The organism is Paraburkholderia dipogonis (genome assembly GCF_046027395.1).
Taxonomy (GTDB): Bacteria; Pseudomonadota; Gammaproteobacteria; order Burkholderiales; family Burkholderiaceae; genus Paraburkholderia; species Paraburkholderia dipogonis_A.
Window position 1 is genome coordinate 78,439 of record NZ_JAQQEG010000017.1, and the last position, 25,091, is coordinate 103,529.

At 60.4% G+C, this 25,091-nt stretch carries 20 protein-coding genes; 9 read left to right on the plus strand and 11 right to left on the minus strand.

The genetic code is table 11. The annotated features are described in order from the left end of the window. Positions 1–282 precede the first annotated feature (282 nt). From PQR32_RS18695 to cydB, 3 genes are all read left to right on the plus strand, one after another. Entirely contained in the window at positions 283–3,063 is a 2,781-nt protein-coding gene (locus PQR32_RS18695) for an ATP-dependent Clp protease ATP-binding subunit (protein ID WP_408229831.1), read from the plus strand. A 211-nt stretch (positions 3,064–3,274) separates the two neighbouring features. Next, positions 3,275–4,663, plus strand: a complete 1,389-nt coding sequence (locus PQR32_RS18700; protein WP_408229834.1) for a cytochrome ubiquinol oxidase subunit I — start codon at positions 3,275–3,277, stop codon at positions 4,661–4,663. A gap of 4 nt (positions 4,664–4,667) precedes the next feature. Then, positions 4,668–5,675: a cytochrome d ubiquinol oxidase subunit II gene (gene cydB, locus PQR32_RS18705; RefSeq protein WP_408229837.1), complete on the plus strand. Its 1,008-nt coding sequence runs from the start codon at positions 4,668–4,670 to the stop codon at positions 5,673–5,675. Between the two features lie 28 nt (positions 5,676–5,703). On the opposite strand, the gene PQR32_RS18710 is transcribed toward cydB, so the two are convergent. After that, positions 5,704–7,131 (minus strand): aminotransferase-like domain-containing protein, encoded by a 1,428-nt coding sequence (locus PQR32_RS18710; protein ID WP_408229840.1) that lies wholly within the window; start codon positions 7,129–7,131, stop codon positions 5,704–5,706. 345 nt (positions 7,132–7,476) lie between these two features. Here PQR32_RS18710 and PQR32_RS18715 point away from each other — a divergent pair, with 345 nt between their 5' ends. Next, the gene (locus tag PQR32_RS18715) at positions 7,477–8,466 is read left to right on the plus strand and encodes a LysR family transcriptional regulator (protein WP_408230083.1); all 990 of its coding nucleotides are present in this window, start codon (positions 7,477–7,479) and stop codon (positions 8,464–8,466) included. Between the two features lie 18 nt (positions 8,467–8,484). Here the strand turns inward: PQR32_RS18715 and PQR32_RS18720 are convergent, their stop codons facing one another. Continuing rightward, positions 8,485–9,288: a family 1 encapsulin nanocompartment shell protein gene (locus PQR32_RS18720; RefSeq protein ID WP_408229843.1), complete on the minus strand. Its 804-nt coding sequence runs from the start codon at positions 9,286–9,288 to the stop codon at positions 8,485–8,487. Further along, entirely contained in the window at positions 9,281–10,336 is a 1,056-nt protein-coding gene (locus PQR32_RS18725; RefSeq protein WP_408230086.1) for a Dyp-type peroxidase, read from the minus strand. The genes PQR32_RS18720 and PQR32_RS18725 overlap by 8 nt, the downstream gene beginning before the upstream one ends. A gap of 521 nt (positions 10,337–10,857) precedes the next feature. Here PQR32_RS18725 and PQR32_RS18730 point away from each other — a divergent pair. From PQR32_RS18730 to PQR32_RS18745, 4 genes are all read left to right on the plus strand, one after another. Further along, positions 10,858–12,102 (plus strand): LysR substrate-binding domain-containing protein, encoded by a 1,245-nt coding sequence (locus PQR32_RS18730; protein WP_408229846.1) that lies wholly within the window; start codon positions 10,858–10,860, stop codon positions 12,100–12,102. A 99-nt stretch (positions 12,103–12,201) separates the two neighbouring features. After that, positions 12,202–12,642 carry an ester cyclase gene (locus PQR32_RS18735; protein ID WP_408229849.1) on the plus strand — a complete coding sequence of 147 codons (441 nt, stop codon included), beginning with the start codon at positions 12,202–12,204 and terminating at the stop codon, positions 12,640–12,642. Between the two features lie 305 nt (positions 12,643–12,947). Beyond that, positions 12,948–13,808 carry a class I SAM-dependent methyltransferase gene (locus PQR32_RS18740; RefSeq protein ID WP_408229852.1) on the plus strand — a complete coding sequence of 287 codons (861 nt, stop codon included), beginning with the start codon at positions 12,948–12,950 and terminating at the stop codon, positions 13,806–13,808. Positions 13,809–14,137: 329 nt separating this feature from the next. Then, positions 14,138–15,607 carry an MEDS domain-containing protein gene (locus tag PQR32_RS18745; RefSeq protein WP_408229855.1) on the plus strand — a complete coding sequence of 490 codons (1,470 nt, stop codon included), beginning with the start codon at positions 14,138–14,140 and terminating at the stop codon, positions 15,605–15,607. 445 nt (positions 15,608–16,052) lie between these two features. On the opposite strand, the gene PQR32_RS18750 is transcribed toward PQR32_RS18745, so the two are convergent. The 5 genes from PQR32_RS18750 to PQR32_RS18770 form a co-directional block, all read right to left on the minus strand. Beyond that, on the minus strand, positions 16,053–17,240 hold the full coding sequence (locus PQR32_RS18750) for a porin (protein WP_408229858.1): 1,188 nt from the start codon (positions 17,238–17,240) through the stop codon (positions 16,053–16,055). A 95-nt stretch (positions 17,241–17,335) separates the two neighbouring features. Further along, positions 17,336–18,049: an ABC transporter permease gene (locus tag PQR32_RS18755; RefSeq protein WP_408229861.1), complete on the minus strand. Its 714-nt coding sequence runs from the start codon at positions 18,047–18,049 to the stop codon at positions 17,336–17,338. After that, complete coding sequence (locus PQR32_RS18760) at positions 18,046–18,735, minus strand: ABC transporter permease (RefSeq protein ID WP_408229864.1); 690 nt, start codon at positions 18,733–18,735, stop codon at positions 18,046–18,048. The genes PQR32_RS18755 and PQR32_RS18760 overlap by 4 nt, the downstream gene beginning before the upstream one ends. Before the next feature lie 29 nt (positions 18,736–18,764). Next, entirely contained in the window at positions 18,765–19,553 is a 789-nt protein-coding gene (locus PQR32_RS18765; protein ID WP_408229867.1) for an ABC transporter substrate-binding protein, read from the minus strand. After that, positions 19,550–20,776 (minus strand): M20 aminoacylase family protein, encoded by a 1,227-nt coding sequence (locus PQR32_RS18770; RefSeq protein ID WP_408229870.1) that lies wholly within the window; start codon positions 20,774–20,776, stop codon positions 19,550–19,552. Before PQR32_RS18770 ends, PQR32_RS18765 begins: the two co-directional genes overlap by 4 nt. Positions 20,777–20,907: 131 nt before the next feature. Between PQR32_RS18770 and PQR32_RS18775 the strand changes: the two genes are divergently transcribed. Next, complete coding sequence (locus PQR32_RS18775) at positions 20,908–21,894, plus strand: LysR substrate-binding domain-containing protein (protein WP_408229873.1); 987 nt, start codon at positions 20,908–20,910, stop codon at positions 21,892–21,894. Between the two features lie 46 nt (positions 21,895–21,940). Here the strand turns inward: PQR32_RS18775 and PQR32_RS18780 are convergent, their stop codons facing one another. Genes PQR32_RS18780 through PQR32_RS18790 form a run of 3 tightly spaced genes read right to left on the minus strand, consistent with a single transcriptional unit; the run spans position 21,941 to position 24,961 of the window. After that, positions 21,941–22,660 (minus strand): hypothetical protein, encoded by a 720-nt coding sequence (locus tag PQR32_RS18780; protein WP_408229876.1) that lies wholly within the window; start codon positions 22,658–22,660, stop codon positions 21,941–21,943. Between the two features lie 39 nt (positions 22,661–22,699). Continuing rightward, the gene (locus PQR32_RS18785) at positions 22,700–23,809 is read right to left on the minus strand and encodes a polyamine ABC transporter substrate-binding protein (protein ID WP_408229879.1); all 1,110 of its coding nucleotides are present in this window, start codon (positions 23,807–23,809) and stop codon (positions 22,700–22,702) included. Between the two features lie 48 nt (positions 23,810–23,857). Beyond that, positions 23,858–24,961 carry a DmpA family aminopeptidase gene (locus tag PQR32_RS18790; RefSeq protein ID WP_408230089.1) on the minus strand — a complete coding sequence of 368 codons (1,104 nt, stop codon included), beginning with the start codon at positions 24,959–24,961 and terminating at the stop codon, positions 23,858–23,860. Positions 24,962–25,091: the final 130 nt, after the last annotated feature.

A 25,091-nucleotide genomic window follows, 5' to 3' on the forward strand; every position in this document is an offset into this window, starting at 1 on the left:
TAGAATTCAAGGGCGGTTTTTTAGGTTCGTTATGCCAATCATGTGGTGATCAGGCGCGTAGCGCGAACACGCGAGCGCATGCCGGTTGCCGGAAGCCGCTCGCGCGTCTCTTTCTCTCCGAAAGAGACGCCGGCATTTGAACGCTGACCGGCGAAGCATCGGTCCCTGGCGCACAACAAATCGAAAGGCCGGCGACAGGTTTCGAGCATTCGCCCCACACATGAACGCGTCCCATAACCTTCAACAACGTCGGATGCCTTAACTGATAAAGGTGAATTTACGATGCCCGCCCTTTGCGAAATCTGTAACGCCCGTCCCGCTGTCGCCCGTGTGACCGTTGTGCAGAACGGCCAGCGGAAAACTTTATCGATCTGCGACTACGACTATCGGCAATTAATGCGGCACCAGAGCATGGCGAACCCGTTCGACTCGCTGCTGGGAGGAGGCGGTCTGTCGCGGTTCTTCGGCGGTCTTGGCGGCGCGGCCGAGGAAGATGACGAGGACGAAGGGTTCGCCGCGGAGCTGCCGCGCGAATCGGTCGACGCAACCGACGCTTTCAGCGAACAGACGCTCGAATTGTTGCAGCGTGCGGCGGAAAAAGCCCATGAGCTTCAACGCACCGAACTCGACACCGAGCACCTGCTTTACGTGCTGGCGGACACGGACGTGTGCGCGGCGCTGCTCAAGGAACTCAAGTTGTCGCCGCAGGACATCAAAGGCTATATCGATCAGCATGCCCAGAAGGGCACCGCGAATCCCGATGCGCCGATCGAGAAGATGACCATCTCGCCTCGCATGAAAAAAGTGTTCCAGAACGCGTTCCAGGCATCGCGCGATCTGGGTCATTCCTATGTCGGCCCGGAGCATTTGCTCATTGGGCTTGCGGCGGTGCCGGACAGTATCGCGGGCACCTTGCTGAAGAAGTACGGCGTGACGCCGGAATCGCTGCGGCAGAAGGTGGTGAAAGTGGTCGGCAAAGGTGCCGAGGACGGCCGCGTCGACACGCCGACCGGCACGCCCACGCTCGACAAGTTCGGGCGTGACCTCACGGCTCTCGCGCGGCAGGGTAAGCTCGACCCCGTGCTGGGTCGCGCGCAGGAAATCGAAAGTACGATCGAGGTGCTCGCGCGGCGCAGGAAGAACAATCCGGTGTTGATCGGCGAGCCCGGGGTCGGCAAGACCGCGATCGTCGAAGGTCTGGCGCAGCGTATCGTCAACGACGACGTCCCCGAAAATCTGCGCGGCAAGCGGCTCGTCGAGGTCAACATCAATTCGATGGTGGCGGGTGCGAAGTATCGCGGCGAGTTCGAAGAACGCGCAAAAACGCTGATCGACGAAGTGACGGCAAAGAAGGACGAACTGGTTCTGTTCATCGACGAATTGCACATGATCGTGGGTGCTGGCCAGGGCGGCGGCGAGGGTGGCCTCGACATCGCGAACGTGCTCAAGCCGGCGCTGGCCCGTGGCGAACTCAGTCTGATCGGCGCGACGACGCTCAACGAATACCAGAAATACATTGAAAAGGACGCCGCGCTCGAGAGGCGCTTTCAGCCGGTGCTGGTGCCCGAGCCGACCGTCGAGCAGACCATCGTCATTCTGCGCGGGCTTCGCGACAAGCTCGAAGCGCATCATCAGGTGACGTTTGCGGATGATGCGTTCGTCGCCGCCGCCGAAATGTCGGACCGTTACATCACGTCGCGCTTTTTGCCCGACAAAGCCATCGACCTGATTGACCAGGCGGCCGCGCGCGTGCGCATCGGCGCCACCTCGCGTCCGGCGGACATCCAGGAACTCGAAGCCGAAATCGCCCAGCACAGGCGTGAGCAGGATTATGCGTCCTCGCGCAAGCGCTATGACGAAGCGAAGAAGTTCGAGGAACGTATCGGCGAAAAGCAGACGAAACTCGACGAGCAGATGGAGGCATGGCAGCGCAAGACCGGCTCGGAAACGCTCGAAGTGACGGTGGCGGCAATCGCCGAAGTGGTGTCGCGTCTCACAGGCATCCCGGTCACGGAACTGACACAGGAAGAACGCCAGAAGCTGCTGGACATGGAGAACAAGCTGCGCGAACGCGTGGTCGGCCAGGACGACGCGGTGGTCGCCGTGAGCGACGCCGTGCGCCTCTCGCGCGCGGGACTCGGGCAGGCGAACCGGCCTATCGCGACCTTCCTGTTCCTCGGTCCGACCGGCGTCGGCAAGACCGAACTCGCGAAGGCGCTGGCGGAAACGGTGTTCGGCGATGAACAGGCCGTCATTCGGATCGACATGTCCGAGTATATGGAACGTCACGCCGTAGCGCGCTTGATCGGCGCGCCGCCGGGCTATGTCGGTTATGACGAGGGCGGCCAGTTGACCGAGCGGGTCCGGCGGCGGCCGTATAGCGTGATTCTGCTCGACGAGATCGAGAAGGCGCACGCGGACGTGAGCAACGTGCTGCTCCAGGTATTCGACGATGGCCGGTTGACCGACGGGAAGGGCCGCGTGGTGGACTTCAGCAACACGATCATCATTGCGACGAGCAATCTCGGCGCGCACATCATCATGGACAACCTCGAGAAACCCGAGGGAGAACGCCTCGCCGAAAAGGCGATGCGCGAAGAATTGATGGGCGTGCTGAAGGGGCACTTCCGTCCGGAATTCCTGAATCGGATCGACGAGGTGATCGTCTTCCACGGACTCTCGCGCGAGAATATTCGCTCGATCGTGCAGATCCAGCTCGAACGGGTCACGCGCACCGCGGCGGCGCAAGACATTACGCTCAGGATGGACGAATCTATTGTCGATCACCTTGCTGACGCCGGCTATCGGCCGGAATTCGGTGCCCGTGAACTGAAACGCCAGATCCGCCAGGAACTGGAAACGCGACTCGCCAAGGAGATTCTCAACAGCGACCTGAAGTCGGGCGACAGTGTCGAGGTCAGCTACGACAAGGACAGCGGCGAAGTGAAGTTCACTCGTAGCGAGGCGCCGCCGCCTAAGGCGAAGCGCGCCAATAGCCGGGCAAAGAAAAAGTCGTCCGACGAAGTCAGCAGCACTGAGTCCACGCAAGGCGCCGGGTCCTGAATACAGGGCGTGAGCAACGGGCAAGTGCACGCTGCGCGCATGTCGGCGGTGTGGCGCGTATTATCCGGAAGCGGACGTGCTGATGCCTCTCGAGTTCATCGACGAACGGGGAGACAAGAGGCGCACGGCACGTCAGCTGAGTGATGCCTCAGCTTCACGAGGCATTTATCTTCACGCAAGTGCCGGTACAACCTGGAGCCGCCGATCAATCATGGAAATCTTCGATGCATTCCACCTCGCCAGGTTGCAGTTTGCATTTACGGTTTCATTTCATATCATTTTCCCCGCGATCAGTATAGGAATGGCCAGTTTCCTCGCCGTGCTGGAGGGGCGATGGCTGCTGACCGGCGACGTGGTCTACAAGGACATGTTTCTGTTCTGGTCGAAGATCTTTGCGGTCGGCTTCGGCATGGGCGTGGTGTCAGGCGTGGTGATGGCCTACGAGTTCGGCACCAACTGGAGTGGATTTTCCACCATAGCCGGCAACGTCACAGGGCCGCTCCTGACTTATGAAGTATTGACGGCATTCTTTCTCGAGGCCGGCTTTCTCGGCGTCATGCTGTTCGGCTGGCAGCGGGTGAGTCCACGCGCGCACTTTTTCGCCACGCTGATGGTGGCGGTCGGCACGTTGCTTTCCACGTTCTGGATTCTGGCGTCGAATAGCTTTATGCAGACGCCGCAAGGATTCGCCATGGAGAACGGCCGGATCGTGCCGGTCGACTGGATGAAAGTGATTTTCAACCCGTCTTTCCCGTACCGGCTCGCGCATATGACCATCGCCGCGTTCATTGTTGCGGGCTTCATCGTCGCCGCGTGCGGGGCGTGGCACCTGTTGCATGGCCGGCGCGACGGACCCATCAGGCGCAGTTTTTCGATGGCGCTGTGGATTCTGCTTTTGCTGACGCCGATCCAGATTTTCGTCGGCGATGCGCACGGCCTCAATACCCGCGAATATCAGCCCGCCAAGATCGCGGCGATAGAGGGCCTGTGGGAAACCGAGAAAGGCGGCACGGCGCTCAATCTGGTCGGTCTGCCCGACATGAAAGCGGAGGTCACGCGCTACGCGGTGCAAATACCGCATTTGGGCAGCCTCATTCTGACCCATAGCTGGGACGGAGAAATCCGCGGGCTCAAGGAGTTTCCCGCCAGAGACCGTCCGTATTCGCCAATCATCTTCTGGACTTTCCGGATCATGGCGGGCCTCGGCATGTTGATGCTGTTGACCGCGTTGCTGGGGCTGCTGCTCAGGTTGAAAGGCCGGCTTTACGAGACGCGGTGGTATCAGGTTTTCGTGCTGTGCATGGGCCCGTCGGGAATCGTCGCGCTGTTGGCCGGGTGGGTCACGACGGAGGTCGGCCGCCAGCCCTGGACGGTCTACGGTGTTCTGCGCACAGAAGACTCACTCTCGCCGATCAGTGCCCAGCAAGCGGGCGTTTCATTGCTGATCTTTGTGCTGGTGTACTTCCTGGTATTCGGTATGGGGGTCTACTACATGCTCAAGATGATGAAGCGCGGACCGGAGGAACATGTCGACGCCCGCCAGTCCGTCAAGCACCCGGTGTTGCGCAATCGTCCGCTGGACGCGCTGGAACAGGAGTGACGCCATGCAAATCGATCTTCCGGTTGTGTGGGCTGCGATCATCGGACTCGGCGTTTTCATCTATGTGATGCTGGATGGCTTCGATCTCGGCATCGGCCTGCTGTTTCCGTTCTTCGAGGAAAAAGCCGATCGGCAAGTGATGCTCAACACCATCGCGCCGGTCTGGGACGGTAACGAGACGTTCCTCGTGCTCGGCGGCGCGGGGCTATACGGCGCGTTTCCCGTCGTCTATTCGACGCTGCTGCCGGCGAACTATCTGCCGCTGATCCTGATGGTCGTGGGGCTGATCTTCCGCGGGGCGGCTTTCGAATTGCGCGCGAAGGCCACGCGGACCCAGCACGCATGGGACCTCGCCTTCATTGCCGGATCCGCGCTCGCGGGGCTCTGCCAGGGCATCGTGCTGGGATCGCTGCTGCAAGGCATCAAGATCGTCGATGACCGTTTCGTCGGCGACCCGTTTGACTGGCTGTCGCCGTTCAGCCTGTTCTGCGGGATCGGTGTGCTGTTCACCTATGCGACGCTCGGCTGCGGCTGGCTGATCCTGAAGACGGAAGGCGAACTGCAGCGCAAGATTCGCGAGGTGATGCGGCCGTTGCTGGCCGTGCTGCTGGGGATAATCTTCGTGGTGAGTCTCTGGACCGTGATCGGATTGCCAGCGGTCGAGCATCGCTGGTTCGGGAGCGGCTATCTCGGCTGGTTCATGCCGGTGCCGATTCTCGTGATCGCCTGTGTGTGGGGCATTTTTCGCTCGCTTCGCCTTCAGCATGAAGCGCTGCCGTTCCTGCTCACGCTTGCGCTGTGCTTTCTCGGATATAGCGGCTTGCTGATCAGCATCTGGCCGAACATCGTGCCGCCATCGCTGACGATCTGGGAAGCCTCGTCGAGTCATTCGAGCCAGCTCTTTACACTGGTCGGCACGGTGATCGTGCTGCCGATCATCCTCGTCTACAACGCCATGCAGTACCGCGTGTTTCGCGGCAAGGTGCGGGAAGGGGATGCTGGCTACCACTGAGGGGAGAAGGGTTGCGCGGGCACGGCGGTTAGCGCGCGCACAGAGCAACCAGCTTGCCGACAGTAATCACTGCCTGTTCGATTTCGCTTGACCAGGGGCTGCTGTAATTCAGGCGGATGAAATTCCGATAGGTCGTCTCGGAGACCGAGAACATGTAGCCCGGTCCGATCGTGATGCCCTGTTCGAGCGCAAGCTTATAAAGCCGCATCGCGTCGACCTTGGGCGGCAATTCGATCCACAGCACGTAGCCGCCCGCGGGGTTGGACATGCGCGTACCTTCAGGGAAGAAGCGCGAGACGATCGCCTTCATCAGTTTCGCCTGCTGCGCATACGTTTTCCGAACGCGCCGCAGATGATGCTCGTAACCATCGCGCTCCAGAAATTCCGCGATCGCCAGTTGCGGAATGGTCGGCGTGGTCAACGTGTTCAGAAACTTGAGCTTCTCGACCTGATCGCGATAGCGGCCCGGCATCGCCCAGCCAATCCGGTACGCTGCGGTGAGCGTCTTCGAGAACGACGCGCAGTGAAGCACCAATCCCTTCGTGTCGTAGGACTTCAACGTGCTCGGATACGTGCTATCGAAGTGCAACTCGTTGTAGACCCCGTTCTCGATCACCGGTATATCCCGTTTCGTCACGTATTCGACGAGCTCGCGCTTGCGCTCGTCGGGCATCAGAAACCCCAGCGGATTCTGGAAGTTCGGCATGACCATGCAGGCGGTGACCGTCTGCGATTCCACGATCGCGGCAAGCGCTTCGATGTCGATACCATGTTCGGGATGCGTGGACACCTCGATCGCCTTCATGCCCATCCGTTCGATCGCGTGCAGCATCGCGTAGAACGTGGGTGACTCGACGGCGATCGTATCGCCTGGCTTGGCGACGGCCTGCAGGCACAGATTGATCGCCTCGGTCGCGCCGACCGTGATGATGATCTCGTTGGGATCGACGGCCATGCCGTTCTCGAGGTAGCGACGCGCAATCTGGCGCACCAGTGCCGCATTGCCCGGCGGCAGCGCGTCGGTCACGCCCCACCGTGTCTTGCCTCGTCCCGCGTCGTATGCGTAGCGGTTGAGTTTCTCGAAGGGAAACAGGCTCGCGTCAGGGTAGGGCGAACCGAGCGGCACGGCGTCGTCGACACCGATCGAGCGTAGCGTGGAAAGCACCAACCGGCTGACGTCGACCGGCGATGAAATCGGAATCGGTTTCGATGGCCGCAGTTCGAGTGTCTTGCGCTCCCCTCCGTCGCCGCGGAAATTGACGAAATAGCCCGATTGCGGCCTGCTCGTGAGCAGGCCTCGGCTTTCCAGCAATAAATAGGCGCGGATGACCGTGGTCACACTGATCCGATGCTGCTGGCTGGTCTGCCGCACCGAGGGCAGGCGTTCGCCGTGGCTGTAGACGCCTTGCCGGATCAGCTTTTCTATGTCGTCTGCAAGCTTCTCATAGAGATTCATCGGACGATTTCCCTGGCGTTTCGCAACGGCAAGTTGCACCAGTCAGTCCGCCGGCTGACACGCGCTCGCGTGGGTGTACTGCCGTCCGGTGCGCAAATCCTAGCAGAACTGTACTGATGCCAGCCGGGCCGATTTGTGCACTCTGCGGCAGACCGCCCAGCCTTACTCTGTTCTTCATCGAACGAATGCACACGGGGCCCGGAACAGGGGCCTTTGGATGCGAGAAGACTGGAGCCAAACCATGCAAGACGTAGATCTGAAGGGAAACCGCCACGCACGCCGTCAGTGTCCCGACGCTTCGACGTTGGCATCACGCAGGACCGGTGCAAACGGAGGCGGGGGATGATGAATCTGCTCGAAGCCATGCGCATTTACGTGAGAGTGGTGGAGCGCGAGAGCATTTCCGGCGCCGCCAGGGATCTGAATATCGGGCAGCCCGCCGCGAGCGAACGCATCGAGCGGCTCGAGAAGTACCTTGGTTGCCGGCTTTTGCTGCGTAGTGCACGTGCGTTCAATTGCACGCCCGAAGGCGTGACCTTCTACGAGCGTAGCAAGAGGATTCTGTGCGCCGTCGAGCAGGCGGTCGCGGACGTGTCGAATGACGAGCAGGCGCTCAGAGGCACGGTTCGCATCGCGGCGCCTCACTGCTTCGGCGAGACCGTCGTGCCGGAGGCGTTGACGCTCGTACGTGCAGCCTATCCGCAACTGGATCTGGAACTGGTGCTGAACGACAGGATTGTCGATCTCGTGACGGAGGGCGTGGATATTTCCTTTCGTCTCGGGCAACTCGGAGAAGGGGCGTTCATTGCCCGCCAACTCGGGCAGATTGGCCGTGTCGTCGTCGCAGCGCCGGGCTATCTGAGCCAGCATGGTCCGATCAGCGCGCCGTCCGACCTGATCAAACATTCTTTCATTCGGGTGCAGGGCATGTTCGGCACGGACCAACTGCCCCTCAGACATCAGGCGAGCGTCGTGGAGAGCGCCCCCATCCGTACCGCGGTGAAGACCAGTCATTGGCGGCCCGTGTATGAAATGATCGTCGCGGGTGCGGGCATTGGCGTGCTGGAAGAGCCGGCGTGCGTCGAGGCGCTCGCGGACGGCCGGCTGGTTCGGTTGTTGCCGCAATTCGAGGCGCTGCCCTTCGACGTCAATGTACTGATTCAGGCGCAACGTCCGGTGCCGCCGCGGGTACGCCTGATCGTGACGATGTTGAAACAGTGCACGCCGGAAATCATCGAGAGAGTGCACCTCGAGTGCGGGAAACTGGCCCGTGGTCTTGATGTGCTGGCCGACGACGTTGACGCCGCGCTGCTGAAGCCGTCGTTGCGTGCCTGAGCCCGCAACGACCAGCGCTTATTCGGCGAGCGTCAACGACACCGACGCTTCGCTCGTCAACATCAGGAACGTCAGCGTCTCGCGCAGATAGAGGCGCACTACCGTGTCGGTATGGCTGAGATAGCCGATCGACAGATCTTCACCGAGGTGCAACTCGAAGTCGCCGCCACGCGTGGAGAGCACGCTGCCGCCCGTCAGCGCGGGTGCCCAGATGATGTCGCCGTTCACGATCCGCTTGATGTGAGCGATCACCGGATAGCCCTGATCGCGCGCCTCGCTGAGCGCCGTGTAGGCGTCCGCGCCGAGCAGTACGGAATAGGGACCGTCCACGCCGGCAAGCCGCAACTCTTCGAGCGCGTTGCTGATCGCGTCCGGATAGTCGCCGATGTCGGCGGGCAGCGCGAGCGGCGGATTCGACGAGCCTTCGCGAATCCCGCCGATTCCCGCAGCCTGATATCCGTCGAAAATCGCGCGATCTTCGGCATAGGCGAGCTCTTTCGCTGCGTCTTTCGCGGGCTGCCAGTCGGCGTCGTTCGCGCCGCGTAACACGCTGTCGATCGCATCGCGCTGCAACTCGAACGGCACGGTGAACTGGACGAGACTCTTGACCTCCGCCAGCTTCGCCGCGACGCCCTGTTGGGGCGCGGTAATCGCAATCTGATGCCCCGTACCGACGCCGGACAGCTCGGTTCCGCCGGGACCCTTGACGTCGACCACGCGACGGCCGGCTACGCTGCGTTTGAACGTGCGCGCCACTTCGTTTTCGATCTGCGACCAGGCGGCACTGGAGATGGGGGCAAGCTCGCGATGCAGGTTATTCATGTTGGGAGATTCCCTTGAGAGAGCCGATATTCAGCGAGCCGTCGTGGCGCGGCTCGGCGGGCGACGCCGGTTCGGGCTGTGATTCAATAGCGGCCGTGACGCTCGGCGGATCGCGGTCCGCGAGTTCCTCGAGCAAGGTGGTTGACGGCACGAAGAAGAGGCCACCCGTGACGGCGCGGCTAAAGTCCAGCAGCCGGTCGTAGTTGCCCGGCGGCCGCCCGATGAACATGTTCTCCAGCATCTGCTCGATCGGCGCGGGCGAACGGGCATAGCCGATAAAGTAGGTGCCGAATTCGCCCGCGCCGAGGCGGCCGAACGGCATGTTGTCGCGCAAGATCTTCACTTCCTTGCCGTTCTCGGTGATCGTGGTCAGCGAGCTGTGCGACGACGACGGTTTGACCGCTGCGTCGAGCTCGACGTCGGACAGTTTCTTGCGGCCGATAATGCGCTCCTGAGTCTCGACGGAAAGCGCATTCCAGCCGTCCATGTCGTGCAGGTACTTCTGCACCAGCACATAGCTGCCGCCCTCGAATCCCGGGTCTTCGGTGATGAGCGTGAACTCGTCGGCGGCGCGGCCTGTCGGGTTCTCGGTACCGTCGACGAAGCCCACCATGTCGCGCATATCGAAGTAGCGAAAACCGTGAACTTCATCGACCACGGTGACCGCGTCGCCGAGTGCGCCGAGCAACTGCGTGGCGAGCTCGAAACAGAGATCCATGTGATCGGCGCGGATATGCAGCAGGAAATCGCCCGGCGTTCCAAGCGCGCGACGTTCGCCTTCGCCGATGTCCCGGAATGGATGCAGGAGGGCGGGCCGGGGCGCGCCGAACAGCCTGTCCCATGCGTCGGAGCCGAAGGAGCAGACGCACGACAGATTGCCGGAAGGCGCACGCTTGCCGACCGAGCGCACGAGGGCGGCAATGTCGCCGCACCATTCGCGCACCTTGGCCTCCTGATCGCGGCCGTTCGCGATGGTCGCGACAATAAAGATCGCGCTGCGGGAGACGTCATTACAAATTGCTTGCGGTTCCGGGGTTTCGTTGGGCATCGGCTTGAGTGTTGAGAGACCGTTACGGGTTCCGACAGCAGTAGAACCCATGTCGTTCCGCCTAAGCGTTTCACATGCCGGAGGCGGGCGCGAGTTTCGTTTGAATGATTGAAGCAGGTTAGCTGTTGCGGCCACCTCGGGCATGCGTACCGCCTTGCCTCGTCGCCGGGAGGGCGCAACACGCGTGACATGCTTGACGTCCATCACGCCCCACAGATGTTATACCGAGCAGGTACTTTGTGGAAACTGCGCGCCGGCTTCGCGACAGGATAAATTCTACGGTGATTCCGCGCCAGCACTCGCGGTTCCTTTCGATACTTCATATCGGGTCGAGCGGCTTTTCATTCCACTGTCACCTCGCTAATATCCGCCGGTAGGAAGGCAATCCATCCAGCCTGTCTATCGGATTGGCTAAAGGACACGAGAGATTCGTTCGCATTGCAAATAGATATTGGTGCAATGAGCCGCCACCGAGCGACGTCGGCACGAGTCGATTGCGTGCTACGGATTGGAGCGACAGCATGAACCAGTCCAAACCGAAGAGAAAATCCTTTGCATACCATCGACCTCGCACGGTTCGCATCGGGGCGCCTCACTGCGTCGGCGAGACGGTCGTGCCGAAGGCATTGGCGCTTGTCTGTGCAACCTATCCGCAACTGGATCTGGAACTCGTGCTGAACGACAGGATCGCCGATCCTGGGTTGGAGGGCGTGGATATTTCCTTTCGTGTCGGGCAAGTCGGAGATGGCGCGTTCATTGTCCGCCGACTCGGGCAGATTGCGCGTGTCCTCGTTGCCGCGCCGGGCTATGTGGATCGGCATGGTCCGATCAGCGAGCCATCCGACCTGGAAAAACATCCGTTCATTCGAGTCCGGGGCATGTTCGGCGCGGACCAGTTGCCGCTCAGGCATCTGACAAGTGTCGTGGAGAGTGTTCCTACCCATGCCGCGGTGAAGACCAGTCATTGGCGGCCCGTGTATGAAATGATCGTCGCGGGTGCGGGCATTGGCGTGCTGGAAGAGCCGGCCTGCGTCGACGCGCTCGCGGCCGGTCGGCTGGTTCGACTTTTGCCGGGTTTCGATCTGCCGCCTTTCGAGCTGAATCTGTTGACTCAAACACAACACGAGGTGCCGACGCCGGTGCGGCTGATCGTGGCGATACTGCTGAAGTGCGTGCCGGAAATTCTCCGGGGAGCGCGCGCGGCGGCCGCTTCCTGTTCCAACCGATGCCAGGAATCGGAAACAAAAAAGTGGTGCGCTTTCCGGAAGTCGCTATCTTTGACAGATAACGTTTGCGATGTGAGGAGCTATCAAATGGCAGAACAGTTGATCGTCGCGGTGTTCGATAACGTTGACGTAGCCGAAAGAGCGGGACGGGATTTCAGGAACTTCGAAGAAAAAGACCTTGGTTTCAAGATCGAGAGCGGCGTGTTGGTGCAAAAAGACGCCACAGGTCAACTGAACGTGCTCGACGAGCACACGCGGCCGTTCTGGGGGACCGTGATCGGCGCGCTGTCTGGCGGCCTGATCGGCATGCTCGGTGGACCGGCAGGCGCGCTCGTGGGCTTCACGATCGGTGCGAGCGGCGGACTGGCCGGGCATGCGATCAAGGAAACACTCGATAATGAACTGGTTGCATCGATAACCAGCAAGCTTACCTCCGGCAGCGTTGCGTTCATCCTCGAGGCCCAGGAAGCGTCACCGTTCGAAGTCGACAATATCGTGCGCGGCTATGGCGGAAGTGTTTTTCGCAAACCACTTGGCTGATGGCGGCGCGCCGGATACTTGCTTGTCACGCGAATGCCTGAAGCTGCCCGAGATGATTCGGTCTAACATGGTGACTTGCATCTTCAGGAGCAACGGATCATGACCTCAGGTACCGACGAAGTGGCGGCTCGTGAAGCGGTTGAAGGCTTCTATCGGGCGTTCGAGCAGAAAAGCGTCGAATTGTTGGGGAAAGTTGTCACCCCTGACTGGCAGTATATTCCGGAGCCTCGCGGGGCCGCGCACGGACCCGGTCAAATGGTTCAGGTGTTCCATGACATTGCGACCGCGCTCCCGGACATGAAAGTCGAAATTCTCGACTTGCTGGTGCATGGAGACCGAATAGGTGTTCGCGCGGAGATCAGCGGTACGCAAACCGGGAAACTGCTCGGCATTGACGCGAGTTCCAAGCACGTGAGATTCGCGATTCATTCGTTCCATCAGATGCGTGGAAATCTGATCGAGAAAACCTGGCACCTCGAGGACTGGCTATCGCTGTTTCGACAGCTTGGACAATTGCCAAAAATGCTTGATCGGCCTTGAAGCAGACATCGGGTATCGGCAGCGTCTCAATGCTGATAATGCATTGCCGCAGCGATCAGAAGACGAAACGGCAGCGCGAGCAGCACTGCCCCGGCCACTCCGAGCAGCCACAATCCAACGAACCATAAGAGGCGTTTGCTGAACGTCGTCTTGCGATCAGGGCTTGTCTGTGACACGCTGTCCCTCGTCATCGGCTCGTCATACCCACTTCTCCATCATAGCCTGTTGTGGGCGGCAGGATCGCCGCAGGTGATTCCGTGCGAAGGCGCGTAGGAGCCGAGAACGAATCAACAGGATTGAAAGTCATGAACGACAAGCGAGATGTAGCGCCGGACAGTACAGCGGCGCGCGTCGCCTTGTGGCGCGCGCTGCATGTCGAGGCCGACCCGCCGCCGCATGTGCTGGAAGACGAAATCGGCCTTAAGCTGCTGGCTCCGGACGAGGACTGGCGCGCCCGCGGCGACATGGACCCGCAGTTCACGCGGCCCTTTCGCGCCTCGATCGTGGCTCGGGCTCGCTTCATCGAAGACCTGGTCGTGGAACAGGCCGGGCGAGAGCTGAGTCAGTACGTCATCCTCGGCGCCGGCCTCGACAGCTTCGCACAGCGCAGGCCGGAGATCGCGTCCCGCCTCAAGGTGTTCGAGATCGACCAGCCAGGTCCTCAAGCATGGAAGCGTCAGCGCCTGATCGAACTCGGCTTCGGCGTCCCGGACTGGCTGCGCTTCGTGCCGGTCGATTTCGAGGCGGGCCGGAACTGGCGGGACGAGTTGATGACTGCCGGCTTCGATGAAAGCAAGCCGGCAATCGTGGTCTCCACGGGCGTCAGTATGTATCTCACCAAAGACGCGAACGCGGCCGCGCTGCGCCAGGTCGCGACCCTCGCCCCGGGATCGACGCTCGCCATGACGTTCCTGCTCCCGCTGGAGCTGGCGGACCCGGAGGTACGGCCGGGGCTCGAGATGGCGGAGAAGGGCGCGCGAGCAAGCGGCACACCTTTTCTCAGCTTCTTCAGCCCGCCGGAGATGCTGGCGCTGGCCCGTGAAGCCGGCTTTAGAGAGGCACGGCACGTCTCGGCGGCCGATCTTACGCAGCGCTACTTCGCGGACAGGACTGACGATCTGCGTCCGCCGAACAATGCGGAGGAACTGCTTGTAGCGAACACGTAGAGCTGCCCGCGCATGATCCGATCAACATGAGCGCACGGACGACGTCCCACGTCCTATACCAATTGCTATTGACGCGTATAGGACCACGCGCTTATTTGCCTCAAAAAACATGCCTAGGGAAAACAACTATTCATTCAAAATCTCCCCTCGCGTACTTTTAAATCCTGCTGAATCCCAAATATCGAGCACCAGCGCGGCAATTCCGCTTCCTGTCCTTCAGGATCGCGGGATCGACGCGGGAGGTGCCGTGACATTCCTATTCGAGCGCGCGGGCCATCGTTTAAACCTAGCGCGACTGTGGTTCTGACCCACGCACTTTCAGGGAAACGATGACCACCGGAACGCGCAACAGCGGTTTTCCCGCGCTTGGAGCCCTCTCTTGGGGCTCACATCTGTGCCACTTCTACGAATCGCGTAGCGAATTGCTCAGCGTCACCGCGGACTTCCTCCATGCCGGACTCGCCAATCGCGAAGCGGCCGTGTGGGTCGCGCCCGCGTTGCTGGGACCCGACAAAGCCCGCTATATGCTCACGCGAACCGCGCCCGCACTCGCTAGATATATCGACGCGGGCCAATTGCAGATTCTCGACGGCGCGCAGATCTATTCCTCGCCTAAAAGGGGCTTCAACGGCGGCGCCACCGTGGGTCTGTGGTCGAAGGCGATCAACGACGCGCTGGGGCGAGGCTTCGAAGGACTGCGCGTGGCCGGCGACGCCGTCTGCAACGAAACCACCGACTGGGTCGCGCTGCTCGACTACGAAGCCTCATTGAAGGAGAAGCTGGCGGCGCGGCCGATCATCGGTTTGTGCACGTACTGCGTGCAAAAGCTTCGCACTGCACAGGCGCGGGAAATTGAGCGCCTGCACGATGCGAAGATCGAGCCGCCGCGCGTCGGGACTTCCGGGGATTCGCGCGCACAAGCGGGTCGGCAGAGCGTCCAATGTTCGGAGAACGTAGTGACCCGTGCCGAGCGTAGCGATGAAACGAAAGAAGCATCGATCGCTGCAACGATAGGCCACGAGATCCGCAATGCGATCACGCCGCTTGGCCTGCTCGCGCGTCTGTTGAACACCCAGTACGGCCATGACCAGCAGTTGATGCGGTATGCGCTTCTGCTCTCGCGGCAAGCAGGCCTGCTCGGGCAGTTGGCCGAGCAATTGATGGCGCCGGATGATGCGGAGGTCGCTGGTTCGCTTGAACCGGCGCTGGGCGCTTTGGCATGTGCGTCGCACGAGAGAACGGTCGCGCATCCCGCGCCGGTCGACGTCGACGATCTGCTCGCGCATTGTGTTCAGGTGGCGGTAGCGGGCGCGCCAGATCACGCGCCCATTCAACTGACGGCGAGCGATGCGCCGCTGCGGGTGCAAGGCAACTTCGGCAAGCTGACCCAGGTGTTCGTCAATCTGCTGGTCAATGCGCTCAAATATTCGGCGGCTGCGGATGCGATCAAGGTGACGGCGTCCCGCGCCGGGCGTTACTGCTATATCAGCGTGAGCGATGAAGGGATCGGCATCGCGCCGGGCGAGCTTGCGACCATCTTCAAGCCCTACCAGCGCGGACTTGCGGGCTGCGCATTGGGCGCCAAGGGTCATGGACTCGGGTTGGCGGTGGTGCGCGATATCGTCGCGAGCCATGGCGGAGCCGTCGAGGCGTTTTCCGAGGGACTCGGTCGCGGCTCTGAGTTCGTGGTGCGCTTGCCGCTGGCAAGCATGGTCACGCCAGTCAGGACGATCGCGCCCGAAGCACAAGAGTGCGAAGCGGTTTGCGCTGCACCGGTCACGCAAGGCATCTGCTGCTAGGTTAACGGCTGCCTGGAGGCCAATCTTGAGGCCGTTGTCCGCACGAGGCAGGGCTCAGCTGACGCCGCGCGTTTCGGTGAATTGATGCGCAAGGGGTGGTCGGTCTTCAGCGCTTTTCCCGGCTTCGTCCTGGATCCGAAAGCCGGACACGATAGTCGAGTTTTCGTCCTACCCCGACCAGGCCGCGCGACCGACGAGCGCAGCAGCAGGCAACGCAATCCCACGAGTTCCACTTGCAACGGCCGAAGCATTAGACGAGGCCGCGCGAGCAATCAAGGCCGCGTTTAGATGCGGAGCGTCTCCGGTATTCGATCGTTCCGTGCTTCCCCTCTCGAAGACCGTCGCTTTGATCGAATGGGCGATGCCGCCATGCGTCGGCATCGCCCAAGAACGTGCTCCAGCAAGGCAAATTAACTTTGCCCACATGCAAACCACTCAGTGCAGGTTAGAACGTGTGCCGGATCGCCGCCCGGACGACGATCTGACTCGATGACGACGACAGGTCCTGCGCACCGGGCACGTATGCCTGATCTAACGCCGATCCGGTTGCATCGCCGGCGATCTTTTGAAAGGCGCCCTGGACATAGACATCGGTGCGCTTCGAGAGGTTATAGTCCGCCATCAAGCCGACGGTGTGAATCTTCGGGCGTACGCTGCCTGTCGTTGCATCGTAGTTCTCCAGCGTATAGACGTATTGCGCGCCCACAAAGAACGCCGGTGTGAACTGATATTTTCCGTTCAGTTCGAAATTCTGGTATTTCAGACGGGTCAGTGTTCCGCCTGCCAGGGCGCCGCTGGTCGGCTGAATACTCTCCTGCGCACCGAGGTAGGCGACATTCGCCGCCGGATTGCCGATGTTCGTGTTGGTATAGACGAAGCCTACCGTCGCCGGACCCATTGTGTAGTTGATCCCCGCGCCGAAGATGCGCAAGCGCTCGGACTGAAAGTTCGCGTCCGCGGAGACGGTCGAACTCGAACCGGCAATCGCGCCGCCGGACGTCGATCCCGGGTTGTCCGCATTCAGATAGGCAGCCGCGATCAACAGGCCGCCGTAGGTGTACTGTGCGCCGATGCTGAACTGCCGGTTGTCGGCGAAGCCCGCGCTGTTGCTGAAGCTATATGCGCCGCCGAACTGGAAGCCGGCAATATCCGGGCTCGCATACTTGACTGTGTTGTTCACGCGGAACGTGTTATCGGTGTTGTCGTTGTCAAACGGATGGGATAGCAGATAGCCACCCCAGTTGCCATTGGCCGTTGTCAGCGCAAGATAGTCGACCACCGAGTCGTATTGGCGGCCGAGCGTAACCGACCCGTACCGCTCGCTCTCGATACCGACGTACGCCTGGCGACCAAACCCCAAACCGCCTTGTGCGAGCTTGCCGGTGTTGACGTTGAAGCCGCTTTCGATCTGGAAGACCGTTTTCAGCCCTGCGCCCAGATCTTCGGCGCCTTTCAGTCCCCAGCGACTGCCCTGGGCATAGCCGCTTGCCATTTCGTACACGTGGCCTCCGCCGACGTTGTTCGTGAAGTCGAGCCCCTCATCAATGACGCCATAGAGGGTGACGCTGCTCTGCGCAAAAGCCGACGTTGCAAATACTGACGTTATTGCGATACAAAAGATTTTCTTATTCAATTCGTCATCCTGAATGTGAAGTGGTTTTTTTTAATCGATTTTCATTGACCAATCGAGTCGTTCGGCAGAATGGAAAATCGCGGGGCAAAGTGCCGTTATCCGCCTCGTGGTTTCAGATACGCCAGAAGGCGTCGCTCAAGCTGCCGAAATATCCAGACCAGAGCGAAAGCAATCATTGCGTACAGTAGCGCCGCAATTCCGAATGCCTCGAATGATGCATACGTTGCCGAATTGACGTCGCGGGTTACCTTGAGAATGTCGGGAATCGTGGCGGTGAAGGCGAGCGTTGTAGAGTGCAGCATCAGAATCGCCTCGTTGCCGTACATGGGTAACGCACGTCGCAGTGCCGAAGGCAGAATGATCCGGCGGTAGACGGTAAATGTGGACATGCCCACTGCGAGCGCGGCCTCGATTTCTCCGTATGCCGTTGCCCTGATTGCACCCGCAAAGATCTCCGTGGCGTAAGCGCATTCGTTCAGCGCGAAGGCAAGTAGCGTGCAGTTCATGGCATCGCGAAAGAATGCGTCGAGCAGCGCGTGTGAATGCACGACATGCAAGCTGTACAGTCCCGTATAGCAAATCAGCAATTGGACGTAGAGCGGCGTTCCTCGAAACACATAGGTGAACAGCCAGACCGGCATCGACAGAAGCCGGTTGCGCGATGCCCGTGCCACCGAGAGCGGCAACGCCAGCATAAAGCCGAGTCCGAGCGATGCCACCAGAAGCCACAATGTGACGGCAAGCCCCGTGAACTGGAAGCCGTCTGTGTACAGATAGTTTTGCCAATACTGGCGAACGATATCGATCATGTCGTCACGCGCCTCACACCCGCTGAATACCGTACTTCAAGTCGCCACAGCACCACGTTGGACAGCGTGGTGATCGCCAGATAGATTGCGCCGGCGGCAACCGTGAACAGGAAGAAATCCTGCGTCGACTTGCCGGCATCCTGCGACACCTTGACAACATCCGACAGTCCGATGATCGACACTAGTGCCGTCGCCTTGACGATAACCTGCCAGTTGTTGCCGATACCCGGCAACGCCAGTCGCATCATCTGCGGAAACAGGATGCGGGTGAATATCTGCCAGCCCGACATGCCGAATGCCATGCCCGCTTCCAGTTGCCCCTTGGGTACGCCCATGTACGCACCTCGGAATGTTTCGGTGAAGTACGCGCCATAGATGAAGCCAATCGTCACGACACCGGCCGAGAAGGGATCGATATCCATCTGGTTGAAGCCCAACGTATCGGTGATATGGTTCAGGGCGATCTGGATGCTATAAAAGAGCAGCAGCATCAGCACGAGATCCGGCACCGCCCTGATCAAGGTCGTATATCCGACGCCGATCCGGACGAGGTAGCGACGGCCGGACAGTTTGGCCGCGGCGCCGCACAGCCCCAACACAAATGAAACGAGTAGCGACAGCAGCGCGAGCTCGATCGTTTCATAGGTACCGGCGACGAACGCCGGCCCGAATCCTCCAAGTATCATTTTGTCTCCTGTGGCTGGCTCAGGCCCGCTCACTTCGCACCATAGATATCGAAGTCGAAATACTTGCGATTGATCCGCGCATACGTGCCATTGGCCAGCACGGCAGCGAGTGCCTGATTGAAGGCATCACGTAACGCGATGTCTTCTTTGCGAAGTCCGAGTCCGTCGCCAAGACCGAAATACTTCGGGTCGTCCAGAGCAGGGCCGGCAAACTTGTAGTCTTTGCCTTCGGGCTTCTTGAGAAAGCCATCGCTCGCCTCGATCGATGCCTGAAACGCCGCGTCGAGTCGGCCCGACGTCAAATCCGCGTAGACCTGGTCCTGGTTCTGGTACGAGACGATCTGCACGCCGGCCGGTTGCCACTGTGCGCGGGCGTAATCTTCCTGACTCGTGCCCTGTTCGACGCCGACACGTTTTCCTTTTAGCGAGGCAGCGGTCGGCTGCAGATCCGAGTCGCGTTTGACAACCAGCCGCGCGGGTGCATTGGAGATCTTGTTCGTGAACGCGATCTGCTGCATGCGCTTGGGGGTGATGGTCATCGACGAAGAAATCGCATCGAACTTTCTCGCCAGCAGTCCTGGGATCATTCCGTCGAAGCTGGTTTCGACCCATACGCACCGTGCGTGAAGTTCGGCGCAGAGTGCATTGGCGATGTCCACGCCAAAGCCGGTCAGCTTGCCGTCCGGCGTCTTGTACTCCAGCGGCGGATACGTCGGGTCCACCGCCAGCCTGATCTCCTTGCCTGACCAGTCGGCGGCGTGGGCGCTGGCGGACAGCGCGGCCAAAGCGAACGAGATCGCCGCGAGTTTTTTCTTCATGTGTGCTTCTCCTCAATGTCATTGTTGAAATGATGGTGTTCGGGGCAATCAGGCTCGGCCAGAAATCGCTCGGTCAGCTTGACCCAATAGGTGGCGCCCACGGCGAGGCAGTCGTCATTGAAGTCGTAGCCTGAGTGATGTAGCGCGCAACCGCGTTCACCGTCGCCATTACCGATCACGAGATAGCTGCCCGGACATTGTTCGAGCATGCAGGCGAAGTCTTCACTGGCCGTGAAGGGTGCAAGGTCGTCGATGACGGAGTGCGCGCCGAACCAGTCCGTAGCCACCTTGCGCGCGAAGTCCGTTTGCGCAGGATGATTGATCAGCACGGGATGACAACGGAAATAGTCGATCTCCGCTTGCGCGCCGAAACTCGCCGCCTGCCCGTGCACGAGTTCGTGAATCCGGCGTTCGAGCAAGTCGCGCACATCCGGCGCAAGAGCCCGGACCGTCAGGAGCATCTGCGCCGATGAGGGGATCACATTCGATGCGGTGCCCGCATGAATCGAACCGACGCTGATAATGGCCAGATCGCGCGGACTCACATTGCGTGACACGATACTTTGCAGCGCCGTCACGATCGACGCGCATACGACGATCGGGTCGATCGCCTCGTCCGGCGCGGCACCGTGGCCGCCGCGGCCCACCACGCGCACGTTGACGGTGTCGGCCGACGCCATGAACGCGCCGTTAAAGAAGCCCAGATGGCCCGCCGGATACCCCGGCACGTTATGAAGAGCGAACACGGCATCGCACGGAAAGCGTTCGAAGAGACCGTCCTCGATCATCTTTTGCGCGCCGCCGAGGCCTTCTTCGGCCGGTTGGAAAATCAGGTTCAGCGTGCCGGAAAAGGCGCGTGTTTCGGCGAGATGCATGGCTGCGGCCAACAATGTGGCCGTATGCCCGTCGTGGCCGCATGCGTGCATGACGCCACTGTTCCGGCTGGCATAGGGCAGGCCCGTCGTTTCGTGGATGGGTAGCGCGTCCATATCGGCGCGCAAGCCGAGGGACCGCCCGAGTCCGTTCTTCAACGTGCCGACCACGCCGGTTTTGCCGACTGCGCGCGTGACCTGAAAGCCCCACTTGTCGAGGCATTCGGCGACCAGTTCGCTGGTGGCGACCTCCTGAAGGCCGAGTTCCGGATACGCGTGAATACGGCGCCGCAAGCCGATCATTTCTTCCTGAATAGCGGCGATGCCGGGCAAAACGAAGTCTTGAATCATCGATGAAGTCCTTGGAAAGCCCGCAGATCCGGTCGTCGCGACCCGTCAGGCCGAATTTCGGGCCGCGCAATTGTCTGCATTGGTCGGAATGCTATTCAGCTAAATATCGAGGGTGAAGCCGCAGTTTTGTTATGCTGACAACCATTTGTTGTCGGGGTGGTTTCGTGAAGATTCATCAATTGCAGGCCTTGGTCGCCAGTGCGGAAACGGGCAGCATCAGAGCGGCCGCGCGTTCATTGGGACTTTCACAGGCCGCTGTCACGCGCGCGCTGCGCGAACTGGAAGCCACCGAGCAACTGCCGCTGCTGGTACGCGCGCCTGAGGGAATCAGCTTTACCGAATACGGCAAGACGTTGCTGACGCACGCGCGGCTGGTCCTCAATCAGTTGGAGCACGCGCAGAACGACCTGGCGAGATTGCGCGGACGAGCGGAGGGGAGACTTAGCGTCGGGGTGACACCGTGGATTACGTTGACGTTTCTGGCCGAGACGGTATTGCTGTTTCGCAAGCGAATGCCCGATATTCAGTTGGAGTTGTTCGAGAGTCTCATGGCGGTCGCGCAACCGCTTTTACGCGCCGGTGACATGGACTTCGTGATTGGCCAGTTGCAGTCGTCGGCGGCCACTCAGGAGTTTTCCTGTGAACCGGTTTTGAACTATGAAACGGCTGTGATGGTTCGCCGGGGACATTCGCGCCAGCACTGCCGTTCGATTCACGATTTACTGGACCAGGACTGGGCTCTCAACTTCGCGCCCGACGGGCAGGATGCGCTTATCGACTATCTGTTCACGCGCCATGGAGCGCAGATCGAAGCGAACCGCATTGTGCGGGCCCATTCGCTAGGCACGCTGCAGATGCTGGTTGAACGTGCCGACATGTGTACGTGGTGCCCGACCGTCCTCCAGACGGCTCCTCTGTTTGAAGGCAAACTGGTGGCGCTGCCGCTGAAAGAGAAGTTCGATTCGCGACAACTGAGCATTGTCACGCGTCGAAACAGTACGCTTGGCGGCGCGGCACGTTGTTTTATCGAATGCCTGTTGCAGGTGATCCGCAAGCACGCGCGATCGGCGAAGAAAGAAGATCTCGCTTTGTTCGACACCCTGACGATACTGGTTTGATATCGCGTCCGCGCATGCCGGGAGCGTGCGAATCGACGATACCGTCTCATTCAACCCGGCACCAGCGACCGGATTCCGGGCACACGATAGCCGGTTCACCATTCACGCAAACTTGCTCTTCATCCGCTTGCAATCGGGTCGAAGGGGCTATGTCGATGTCGAAGTCAACGTTAAGCGCACGCGCAACACGAATATCTTCGACCGGAAGCTCCCACGTCAGGAATATTTGCGTGCAATCCTGATCCAGCGCGAAGTCGGCCGCATCAAAGCCGCTGCTGCCGCGTTGGATCACACCATGAGGCTGACCGGTGTCGAATATCAAGGCCGTTCCGCGAGTCAGAGGAATGCGATGACCTGTACCGGGGAAATGCACATCCAGCCCCTTGTCCTCGCTGAGGAACAGATTGCAAAAGGCCGCACCGCCATATTGCGCGCCGTCATGGTGATACCTCGCGCCACGGCAGGCCATGAGGGCGATGTCACTGGAGGCAAGCACCCCGGGCAGTCCGAGCGCACCCGTCCACTCGGACATCGCCCGCACGCAGCGTGTGTAGTCCGGCCAGCGCATCTGCGTTCTCGCCAACCGCATGACCTCGACGTCACCGGGTTCGAGGACCATGCGCGACGACGTCTCCCTGTCCCAATCCGCGAGCACACGAGCAGGGGGCACAGGCAAGTCGAGCGTGCCTGACAGCACGATGTCACTCACGCTTCGACTGCGAATGGCATCGCCACTCCAGAAATAGGAAGTCAGTACGTCTCGCATCGATGCTGTGGATGAGGGGCTCATCTATAGCATTGTAAGTTACCGCCCCGCTTTGAGTTGTGTCCACAGCCTGTTTTGGAGGCGAAGGATTTCGGCCGGCAAAGGCAATGACAGAGTGAGCGATTTCATCTTCTCACCGCGAGGATAGACCGCATCATTGTCGAGGATAGCCGGCTTCACATAAGCACGCGCGGCGGCGTTAGCGTTCGGGTAGTAAACCTGATTGGTGATCGCCGCGCTGACCTTCGGTTGAAGGATGTAGTTGATCCATTGCATTGCAGCTTCCGGATGAGGCGCATCTTTTGGCACACCCATCAGATCGAACCACAGCACGCCGTCGCCTTTGGGAATGACGTAGCGAATCTCGTAGGCGCGGTGCGCTTCTTCCGCACGCCGTTTCGCAATCCCGACGTCGCCCGACCATGCTAGCGCGATGCAGACATCGTTATTGGCCAGGTCGTTGATATAGCCGGATGAATTGAACTGGGTGATGTACGGGCGAATCGTTTTGAACAGCTTGTACACGGCCTGATAATCAGCCGGGTTGGTGCTATTGGGATCCTTATGCAGGTAGATCAAGCCGACCGAGAAGGCGTCCTCCGCAGAGTCGAGTACGGAAACGCCGCAGGTTTTCAGTTTGGACAGGTATTGCGGATCGAATAGCAAGTCCCAGCTATCGTAGGGTGCGTCCTTGCCCAGTATTTGCGTGACCTTCGTGACGTTGTAGCCGATGCCGTCCGTCCCCCATGACCACGGCACCGTGTATTGATTGCCGGGATCGGCGGATGCAAGCATCTTCATGAGAACGGGATCCAGATTGGCGAGGTTTGGAATCTTGCTCTTGTCGAGTTTGCGATAGACGCCCGCTTCAATCTGCTTGCCGGCATAGGCGGACGATGGCACTACCACGTCATAGCCCGATGAACCGCTTAGCAACTTTGCCTGCAAGGTGTCGTCACCGTCATACACGTCGTAGCGCGTGTGAATGCCGGTTTCCTTTTCGAAGCCCGACACGGTGTCCTCGGCGATATTGTCCGACCAGTTGTAGACGTTCAGTTCTTCGGCGTCGGCATGGTGAGTGGTCGCCGCCAGCATCCCCGAGGCTGCGAGGATTCCGGTGACGATGCTGATGAGATGGCGGGATGTCATAGTGACCTTTCGGTTTGAATGAAGGAACGCATACAAGGGGAAGAAGAGTCAGTTGGTGAACGGGCGCCAGCCAACCTGCTCCAATGCTTTCAGCAGTCGGGCCGCGCTCAGCGCGGGAACCTGCACGCGCTGTCCGTTTGTATCTTCAGCAGCGACAAGCGCGTTGAGAATCGCTTCTTCGACTGCTTCGGCGGCCGCGACGAATAGCGGAGAAATGAAATCGTGAGTGACGCTACGCACCCTGATGACAGGTTCGACCGCTTTGCCGTAATCCGCCGGAGGTATGCCGTGATTGCCGACCGAGAACGCGATGAAGATGTCGCCGCTGGAATATTCGGTGCCGCCTCCCACGCGCGCCAGGCCAATGCTTGCGCGTCGTGCCACCTGCTCGCACTGATGGGGAAGAAGCGGGGCGTCAGTCGCGAGCGTCACCACGATCGACCCCATTCCGGGGACGCCCGCCTGACGCTTGTCGAATGGCGACGGCAGATCCCGCAGCACGTCGCCGACCGGATAGCCGGCCACGCGCAGCGCATCGCGGCGGCCATAGTTCGCCTGGACCAATGCGCCGACGGTCCAACCACCGTCCTGCTGCGTAAGCCGGCGCGACGCGGTGCCAATGCCGCCTTTGAACTCGTGGCAAATCATGCCGGTGCCGCCGCCAACCGACCCTTCCTCGACAGGTCCGCTGCGCGCCGCGGACTGCGCCTCATGAACATGCGCCGCGGTAACGTGCTGCCCCCAGATATCGTTCAGCACCCCATCAAAAGTTTCCAGCACGACCGGCATGCACCAGTACTGGCTATCGCCGAGCGTTGCACGTTCGGCGGCAACCAGTGCATCGCGAACCACACCGACGCTGTGCGTGTTGGTGTAGGCAATGGGCGTGGTCAGCAAACCGGATTCGCGTATCCATTCCAGGCCGGTGGCATCGCCGTTTCCGTTGAGCACGTGAACGCCGGCATAACATGGATCGAACCGTGCGATGCCGGGGCGCGGCTCGATGATCGTCACGCCGGTCCGAACCGAGACTTCTGCCCGATTTTCGACCAGGGTACGATGACCGACTCTGACGCCTTGCACGTCGGTGATGCTGTTGAATGGACCTGGTGTGCCGTGGCCGACTCGAACACCGATGTCTCTGATACCCATACTTTTCTCCTGTCGACGAGAGTTCGATGCAAAGCTCGTTACTCGGGTCCCATGCAAGATGGTTGCTGTGTTGCCCGCGCGCATGCGTCGGGTACTCAGATGGTAGGGTGGGGAGAAACGGGTGAAAATC

Coding starts and splice junctions, on each gene's coding strand:
- PQR32_RS18715 (WP_408230083.1), top strand. CDS start 7,477: ATGAATCTGCTCGAAGCCATGCGCATTTACGTGAGAGTGGTGGAGCGC.
- PQR32_RS18755 (WP_408229861.1), bottom strand. CDS start 18,049: ATGATCGATATCGTTCGCCAGTATTGGCAAAACTATCTGTACACAGAC.
- PQR32_RS18735 (WP_408229849.1), top strand. CDS start 12,202: ATGACCTCAGGTACCGACGAAGTGGCGGCTCGTGAAGCGGTTGAAGGC.
- PQR32_RS18760 (WP_408229864.1), bottom strand. CDS start 18,735: ATGATACTTGGAGGATTCGGGCCGGCGTTCGTCGCCGGTACCTATGAA.
- PQR32_RS18785 (WP_408229879.1), bottom strand. CDS start 23,809: ATGACATCCCGCCATCTCATCAGCATCGTCACCGGAATCCTCGCAGCC.
- PQR32_RS18700 (WP_408229834.1), top strand. CDS start 3,275: ATGGAAATCTTCGATGCATTCCACCTCGCCAGGTTGCAGTTTGCATTT.
- cydB (WP_408229837.1), top strand. CDS start 4,668: ATGCAAATCGATCTTCCGGTTGTGTGGGCTGCGATCATCGGACTCGGC.
- PQR32_RS18720 (WP_408229843.1), bottom strand. CDS start 9,288: ATGAATAACCTGCATCGCGAGCTTGCCCCCATCTCCAGTGCCGCCTGG.
- PQR32_RS18710 (WP_408229840.1), bottom strand. CDS start 7,131: ATGAATCTCTATGAGAAGCTTGCAGACGACATAGAAAAGCTGATCCGG.
- PQR32_RS18780 (WP_408229876.1), bottom strand. CDS start 22,660: ATGCGAGACGTACTGACTTCCTATTTCTGGAGTGGCGATGCCATTCGC.
- PQR32_RS18770 (WP_408229870.1), bottom strand. CDS start 20,776: ATGATTCAAGACTTCGTTTTGCCCGGCATCGCCGCTATTCAGGAAGAA.
- PQR32_RS18765 (WP_408229867.1), bottom strand. CDS start 19,553: ATGAAGAAAAAACTCGCGGCGATCTCGTTCGCTTTGGCCGCGCTGTCC.
- PQR32_RS18695 (WP_408229831.1), top strand. CDS start 283: ATGCCCGCCCTTTGCGAAATCTGTAACGCCCGTCCCGCTGTCGCCCGT.
- PQR32_RS18775 (WP_408229873.1), top strand. CDS start 20,908: ATGCTGACAACCATTTGTTGTCGGGGTGGTTTCGTGAAGATTCATCAA.
- PQR32_RS18740 (WP_408229852.1), top strand. CDS start 12,948: ATGAACGACAAGCGAGATGTAGCGCCGGACAGTACAGCGGCGCGCGTC.
- PQR32_RS18790 (WP_408230089.1), bottom strand. CDS start 24,961: ATGGGTATCAGAGACATCGGTGTTCGAGTCGGCCACGGCACACCAGGT.
- PQR32_RS18730 (WP_408229846.1), top strand. CDS start 10,858: ATGAACCAGTCCAAACCGAAGAGAAAATCCTTTGCATACCATCGACCT.
- PQR32_RS18725 (WP_408230086.1), bottom strand. CDS start 10,336: ATGCCCAACGAAACCCCGGAACCGCAAGCAATTTGTAATGACGTCTCC.
- PQR32_RS18745 (WP_408229855.1), top strand. CDS start 14,138: ATGACCACCGGAACGCGCAACAGCGGTTTTCCCGCGCTTGGAGCCCTC.